The sequence below is a fragment of the Okeania sp. SIO3B5 genome, from assembly GCF_010692555.1.
Lineage (GTDB): Bacteria > Cyanobacteriota > Cyanobacteriia > Cyanobacteriales > Microcoleaceae > Okeania.
Window position 1 is genome coordinate 1 of sequence record NZ_JAAHHG010000524.1, and the last position, 6,902, is coordinate 6,902.

Below are 6,902 nucleotides of genomic sequence, written 5' to 3' on the forward strand. Positions count from 1 at the left end.
AAAGAATGTTACGAATAATAAGTGCAATAAAAAAATTTTGCAGGAAATGTCTCTTTGACAAAAAAGAGAATTTATGACCTAAAAACTGGTATTAAATCTATTCCCATACGACTCCTGACTCCTGACTCCTGACTCCTGACTCCTAAGAAGTACCCTACCTATTTGTAGCAAACATTTATAAAATTGGTATTACTTCTCAAAAGTCAAATTATCAGTTAAATATTAAGCATAAATACTTGCTATACATGATTATTCAATCACGGCAGCTATGATTTTCTTCTAAAATTCTGTCTCCTGTCTCCTGACTCCTTCTTCGGTTGCTACGTTTTGTCGTGCGGAATGTAGGATCTATCCTCAGCTTCTAATAGTAGATAAAAAGTTTTCAATCTATTGCAAAATATACAGCAGTTTCCGAAGCTATGAGATACAGTTGTTTTTATTCTTTTCTATTCCCTGTTCCCAGATTCGGTGTTCCCTCAAACCTAAAATTTTGTACCTCATAACAACGGAAAATGCTGTATCAGTAGACCTCAGAAGAAAGAAAGAAAAGTATTACTTTGTCTGAGTTTTAAACTTTTGCTCTATCCTCAGCTTCTACTTCTAATAGTAGATAAAAAGTTTTCAATCTATTGCAAAATATATCAGTAGACCTAATATTAATAAATTTCTCATTGGAAAAAAAGTAATGTGCAGATTTGCGAATCTTTGCAAAGTTCAGAATCAACAAAAAATATTCCTATAATTTTTCTGGGAAACACACAAAATGAAATCAATCAAATTAATACCAGCTTCATCAAATATTACGATAGTTTTTTTGATAGATCTGACAACGCCAGATTTTTTCTCCTTCCTTCTGCCTTCTGCCTTCTGCCTTCCTTCCTCCAAAGTGTAAGTATTCAACCGAACATAATATTACTACAACTTCCAAATTAAAATCCGACCTCCTTCACCACCACTAACAAGAGTTTTACCGTCTGGAGTAAATTGCACTGGATGGTAACCACAAAGACTATCTAATAATTTTCCAGTGTGTAAATTCCACAATTTAACCGTACCATCTAGACTTCCACTAGCAAGAATTTGACTATCGGGACTAATAGCAACAGACAAAACTGCACGAGAATGACCTTTGAATATATTCAGTAGCTCACCTGTGCGAACATCCCAGAGTTTTATAGTTTGATCTGCACCACCACTAGCGATCGCTTGAGCATCTGAAGTAAAAGCAACTGAATATACTCCTCCAGAATGTCCTCTCAAAGTTTTCAGACTGACACAAGTTCCTGCTTGCCAAATTTTGATGGAACTGTCAGCACTACTACTAGCAAAAATGTGATTTTGAGGATAATTTTTTGCCGTACCAGTATTATTAACTTTGGCATAAGTGACACAGAAAACTTTATCTAAATGTTCGTGTAATCTACAAAGTAATTCTCCATTACGTTGATTCCAAAGTTTAATTGTATGGTCAGCACTACCACTTATTACAGTTTCATTATCTGGACTAATAGCTACTGACAAAATAGCACCACCCCGATGACTATAAGGAGAACCTGAATGGCTATAAAATCTGTCTGCAATTGTTTTTTTCTGTAAGTTCCAAGCTAATATTGTTTTATCATCTCCACCACTGAATATTCTTCTGCCATCAGTAGTAATAGCTATTGCATATACTTCGGCAGTGTGACCTAAAAATTTATGCAAAAGTTGTCCTGTTTTGAGATTCCATAGTCTAATTATTTTGTCATCGCTGCCAGTTATTAAAGTAAAACCGTGGGGACCGATAGCTACGGTGTTTACAGAAGCGTTATGCTCTTGGATAATTTGTACACTTTTCCATAACTGAGAGAGTTTTAAATAGTTTCTGATTTTTGTTTTTGTTGAAGATAAATTTGCTTTTTTCTTTTCAAATTCTATGACATTACTCAGTGGCTTTGATTGATAGTTAAGATTTCGATTTTCTGATAATGTTTGAGTGCTTTGATAGTGGCTTTTGGTATCGTTATGAAAGATTTTTTCCCGCTTATATTCAGTTAATTCTGCTAAATTTTGTCTATTTTTCCATGCTTCTACTTCTGCTTGTACTATGATACTGATATGAGGTACTTTCTCCGGCTCTTCTTGAGTAGTTTGTATTTCTTCTAAAGATTTTTTTTCTGTTTGATTAACCTGAGTTTTTTGGTTAATATTCGGAGTTGATGTCTGGGAAATTTCTGTTAGTAATTCTGTAGCTGATTGATATCTTTCTTTTACTAGATCTTTGACTAATTTATTTAATACTTTTTCTAGGCGATCGCTAATTTCTCTTCCTTGTTGAACTAGATGCGATCGCCAGATTAATTCTCCACTAAATGGGTCAAATAGTTGGTTAGGTGCTACTTTAGTCAGCAAGTGAATACAAGTCATTCCTAAACTGTAGAGATCGCTGGCTGGATATGCTTTACCTCCGCGTATTTGTTCTATTGGAGCATATCCTAATGTACCAGTCATAGTACCAGTTTCACTCGCAAAATCCTGACTATTTAGTTTGGCAACGCCAAAATCTATTAAGACTAATTTATGTTTTCCTTTTTCTGGTAATTTTGAAGTATTAAATCGTAATATGTTTTCTGGTTTTATATCTCTATGAATTACTTTTTCTTTGTGAATAAAATTTAATAATGGCAATAATTCTAATAATATTTCCCAGATTTTATTCTCGCTAAATACTCCTTGTTCTTCTAATTCTTGGAGAAGAGTTTTTCCGGCGATAAATTGTTCTACCAAATAAAGATTTTCTTGCTCTTCAAAGTAAGCATATAAAGTAGGAATTTGAGGATTATCTCCCAATTTTAATAGTTGCTCTGCTTCTCTTCTAAATAATTCTGATGCTTTCTCTGTAGATATTAAGTTATGATTTTGTGGGAAAAATTGTTTGACTACGCAAGGTGTATTAAATCTATCTAAATCCACTGCTAAAAAAGTTCTGCCAAAGCTGCCATTGCCAATAGGTTTAATTACTTGATAATGTCCTCGCAGTAACAATTTTGAACCGCAAGATTGGCAAAATTCTACATCCTTGGGATTTTGAGGTTGTTGACAATGTAAATTGAGGCAATAGCTCATAGAAAAAAATTAGTAAATTTAATACTTAATAGGAATTTGTACTGCTTATTCATCAGATTTGTTATATATTTTGTAAGCATTTAGCGGTCATCATTCAGCTAGCCTCCTGCGGAGGAACTACGTTAACAGCTATTAATTCATTACCTTTATAGCAGGAATTAGTATTGAGAGATTTAAGGATAATTCAAAGTATTAGACATCTCCAGAAAAGAGGGAATAGGGAATAGGGAACCCACCCCTCGCCCCTCCCCCTCCCAGGAGGGGAGGGGAATAACTGATAATTTCTGGACGATAATTGATTTTATTTTTGATTTTTGGAGATGTCTATTGGAAAAAAACTAACCTTGATCTTAGCAGTGTATATTCATGATTTGTGAAACAGCTAAAAGCTAACTGCGAGCTAGGTTAATGCTTACTATATTTTCTTGATTTTACAAAAATTTTATAGATACTATAGTATCTATAATTTACTCAAATTATCATCAAAATGAGTAAATTAAATAAAATTTTAATGATTATTAGTCAATTCAGTATTGACGATAACAAAATAGCTATGATATAAGATTTGTTAAGAGTTGAACTGAGTTTGATTATGGAAAATAGTGGTTGGCTTGATTTACTAAGCGGTGGTTTAGCAGTAGCAATTTTAATTGGGGGATTAATATTATTATTTAAAGGTATTTCTTCAATGCCAAAATAAAAACTTTTCTCGCAGGAGTCAGGAGTCAGGAGTCAGGAGTCAACCCACCCCTAACCCCTCCCAGGAGGGGAAGAAAGAAGAAGAAACAACAGGAGAAGGAGAAAGTGGCGTTAGTGATTTTGGCTATGATAGTGCTTTAATGCCAATTGTCTAACTCTTAACTGAAAAGCGTTTTATATTTCGCTAAATTTAGGTTTCATAAGACGGAGGAGTCAGGAGTCAGGAGGGAAGAAAAAACAACAGAAGGAGAAAGTTTTTTTATCACTAGACATCTCCAGAAAAGAGGGAGTAGGGAACCCACCCCTAGCCCCTCCCAGGAGGGGAGGGGAATAATTGATAATTTCTTTACGATAGTTGATTTTATTTTTTATTATTGGAGATGTCTACTAATTATCTGAACATGATATAAAACCTTAGACGGAGAAGTAAGGAGTTAGAATTCCCTTCTGCCTTCTGCCTCCTGCCTTTCCTGATAAAATAGAAAAAACTTAAGTAAATTCAAAAATAATGAGTGGGCAAACCTCCGACGGATTTTATGAATTAACCACCGAGTCTGATAACTTTCAGCTAACTCCAGGATTACTTGCTAATTTGCCTGGTGGTTTACTTGGTTTAAGTGGCAATGACTCAATTATTGGAGCTATAGATGCAGAAATTATTAATGGTAATCAAGATAATGATACGATCGACGGAAATCAAGGAAACGATACGATATTTGGTGGTAAAAATTTAGACTTAATTTTCGGTGGCGATAATGATGATTTCCTGAGTGGAAATTTAGGAAATGATGAAATTCATGGCGACGCAGGAAACGATATATTAAGAGGAGGAAAAGAAAGTGATTTTCTGATTGGTGGTACGGGAAATGATACTTTGTATGGAGATTTAGGAATAGATACTTTGACTGGAGGAACAGGTGCAGATATTTTTGTACTTTCAGAAGAAGCAGATGTAATTACAGATTTTGAAGTAGGCGATCGCTTTGGTTTAACTTCGGGTTTAACAGTTAATGATTTAATAATAGAAGCTGCTATGAATGGGGGTAATGATACTTCGATTAAAATTAGGCAGTCGGAAAAAATTATAGGTAGAGTTTTAGGTATTTTACCTACTGAATTAGACAGCAATAGCTTTTTTTCTATCGACATAGAATCCAATGACAACCGCAACAGTAGTTTTCTAGAAACTCAAACATTATTATCAGAAAATATCCGTATTTCTCTAGACTCATTACCTATACCTTTTGCTACTGATAGTGCTTCTAATCCTGCTGATATTATTCCTGTTCCCGATAATCCAGTTTTGCAAGTTCCCGATGGATTTACTGTTAATGTTTTTGCTGAAAATTTAGAAAGACCTCGTTGGTTAGAAGTTACTCCCACAGGAGATGTATTAGTAACAGAAACACCACTCAATCAAATACGTTTATTACGCGATACAGATGGGGATGGTACTGTCGATTTTTCTCAAGTTTTTGCCGATGCAGAAAATGGATTAAATCAACCTTTTGGTATGGCATTTACCCAAGATTATTTCTATGTAGGAAATACAGATTCAGTAGTAAGATATCCCTACAATATTGGGGATTTAGAAATTAATGGTACTGGTGAAAAAATAGCCGATTTACCAACAGGAGGTCATTGGACTAGAAACTTAGCAATTTCTCCCAATAATCAACTTTTTGTTTCTATTGGTTCCCTCTCCAATGTATCTGTAGAACCATTACCCAGAGCATCAGTTCAAGTAATGAATTTAGATGGTTCTAATCAACAAACCTTTGCTTTTGGTTTAAGAAATCCTGTGGGTTTAGATTTTCATCCTATTACAAATCAACTTTTTACTACTGTTAATGAACGGGATGGGTTAGGAGATGATTTAGTTCCTGATTATTTAACCGGATTAGAATCAGGAGAATTTTATGGTTGGCCTTATGCTTATTTCTCACCTAATTTAGAAGATCCTAGAAGAGTAGGAGAAAATCCGAATTTAGTAGCTGAAACTCAAACGCCTGATGTATTATTTCAAGCTCATTCTGCTCCTTTAGGACTGCAATTTTATGATGGTGAAACTTTCCCGGAAGAATATCAAAATGGAGCATTTGTAGCATTTAGAGGTAGTTGGAATCGTCAGGAACCAACAGGTTATAAATTAGTCTTTTTACCCTTTGATGAAAATGGTAATTCCACTGGAGAATATCGAGATTTTTTGACAGGTTTTCTAGATATTTCAGAGGAAACTACTTGGGGCCGTCCGACTGGTTTAGAGGTTTTGCCAGATGGTAGTTTGTTGTTTACTGAAGAGATGAATAATCTAATTTATAGGATTCAATATAATGAGTAATATAAATTTAATAAATATTTGCTACAAATAACTAGGTTATGTCTTAGGAGTCAACCCACCCCTCGCCCCTCCCCCTCCCAACCCACCCCTAGCCCCTCCCAGGAGGGGAGGGGAAGTCAGGAGTCAAAATGAATAGCTTTGATATCATTTCTTAGCTCATAATTTATCTTTTTAGTCCAAGGGATATCTCCTATAAAGTATTTTAATTTCCCCTATTACTCGTAACATTCTTTTTCTAAATTGGTATTAGATAAAACTTCTTATTTGTTGTTATCAATTTGTTTGACTGTCCTAACACTGTTACCTTTTACTTTTTCTATTTTGACCGAAAAAATGGGTCTCAAGCCTCGCCCATAAGCGGGCGACTTTTTAGTTGATTTTTTTCAATAAATATGTTAACCTATATGTTAGTTTGATGCGTCAAGTTATGAAAGCTAGATTTAAGTACCGTATATATCCAACCCCGGGACAAAAATACCGGCTAGCCAAGCTATTTGGCTGTGTCCGTGTGGCGAGTGAATGATAGTCTAGCTTACTGCCAACATAGGTATAAATCAGGAGAAAAGAAATCTACTAATTCAGAACTACAAAAGCTTTTTATTACATCTGCTAAAAAGACTGAAGAAAGACAATGGTTGTCAGAGGTTTCTAACATACCATTGCAGCAATCATTGAATGATTTAAACCAGGCTTATCAAAACTTTTTTAAATCAACTCAAGGCAAGAGAAAAGGTAGACCTATTAAACCTCCTAAATT

The 6,902-nt window shown here is 34.7% G+C and carries 4 protein-coding genes and 1 pseudogene; 3 read left to right on the forward strand and 2 right to left on the reverse strand.

All coding sequences use genetic code 11. The features are described 5' to 3' along the window. Positions 1 to 720 precede the first annotated feature (720 nt). Positions 721 to 900, reverse strand: a complete 180-nt coding sequence (locus F6K54_RS37265) for a hypothetical protein (protein WP_293089026.1) — start codon at positions 898 to 900, stop codon at positions 721 to 723. A 15-nt stretch (positions 901 to 915) separates the two neighbouring features. After that, positions 916 to 3,105 carry a serine/threonine-protein kinase gene (locus F6K54_RS37270; protein WP_293089028.1) on the reverse strand — a complete coding sequence of 730 codons (2,190 nt, stop codon included), beginning with the start codon at positions 3,103 to 3,105 and terminating at the stop codon, positions 916 to 918. 1,207 nt (positions 3,106 to 4,312) lie between these two features. Between F6K54_RS37270 and F6K54_RS43505 the strand changes: the two genes are divergently transcribed. The 3 genes and pseudogenes from F6K54_RS43505 to F6K54_RS37285 form a co-directional block, all read left to right on the forward strand. After that, positions 4,313 to 6,145, forward strand: a complete 1,833-nt coding sequence (locus tag F6K54_RS43505) for a PQQ-dependent sugar dehydrogenase (protein WP_366558349.1) — start codon at positions 4,313 to 4,315, stop codon at positions 6,143 to 6,145. A gap of 427 nt (positions 6,146 to 6,572) precedes the next feature. Then, complete coding sequence (locus tag F6K54_RS43510; protein ID WP_202223267.1) at positions 6,573 to 6,668, forward strand: helix-turn-helix domain-containing protein; 96 nt, start codon at positions 6,573 to 6,575, stop codon at positions 6,666 to 6,668. After that, a pseudogene (locus F6K54_RS37285) lies at positions 6,652 to 6,902 on the forward strand (RNA-guided endonuclease TnpB family protein); the annotation flags it as partial. The gene F6K54_RS43510 and the pseudogene F6K54_RS37285, both read left to right, overlap by 17 nt.

Excerpts from the sequence above, each read along its gene's own strand:
- F6K54_RS43510 (WP_202223267.1), top strand. The coding sequence starts at position 6,573 with ATGAAAGCTAGATTTAAGTACCGTATATATCCAACCCCGGGACAAAAA.
- F6K54_RS43505 (WP_366558349.1), top strand. The coding sequence starts at position 4,313 with ATGAGTGGGCAAACCTCCGACGGATTTTATGAATTAACCACCGAGTCT.
- F6K54_RS37270 (WP_293089028.1), bottom strand. The coding sequence starts at position 3,105 with ATGAGCTATTGCCTCAATTTACATTGTCAACAACCTCAAAATCCCAAG.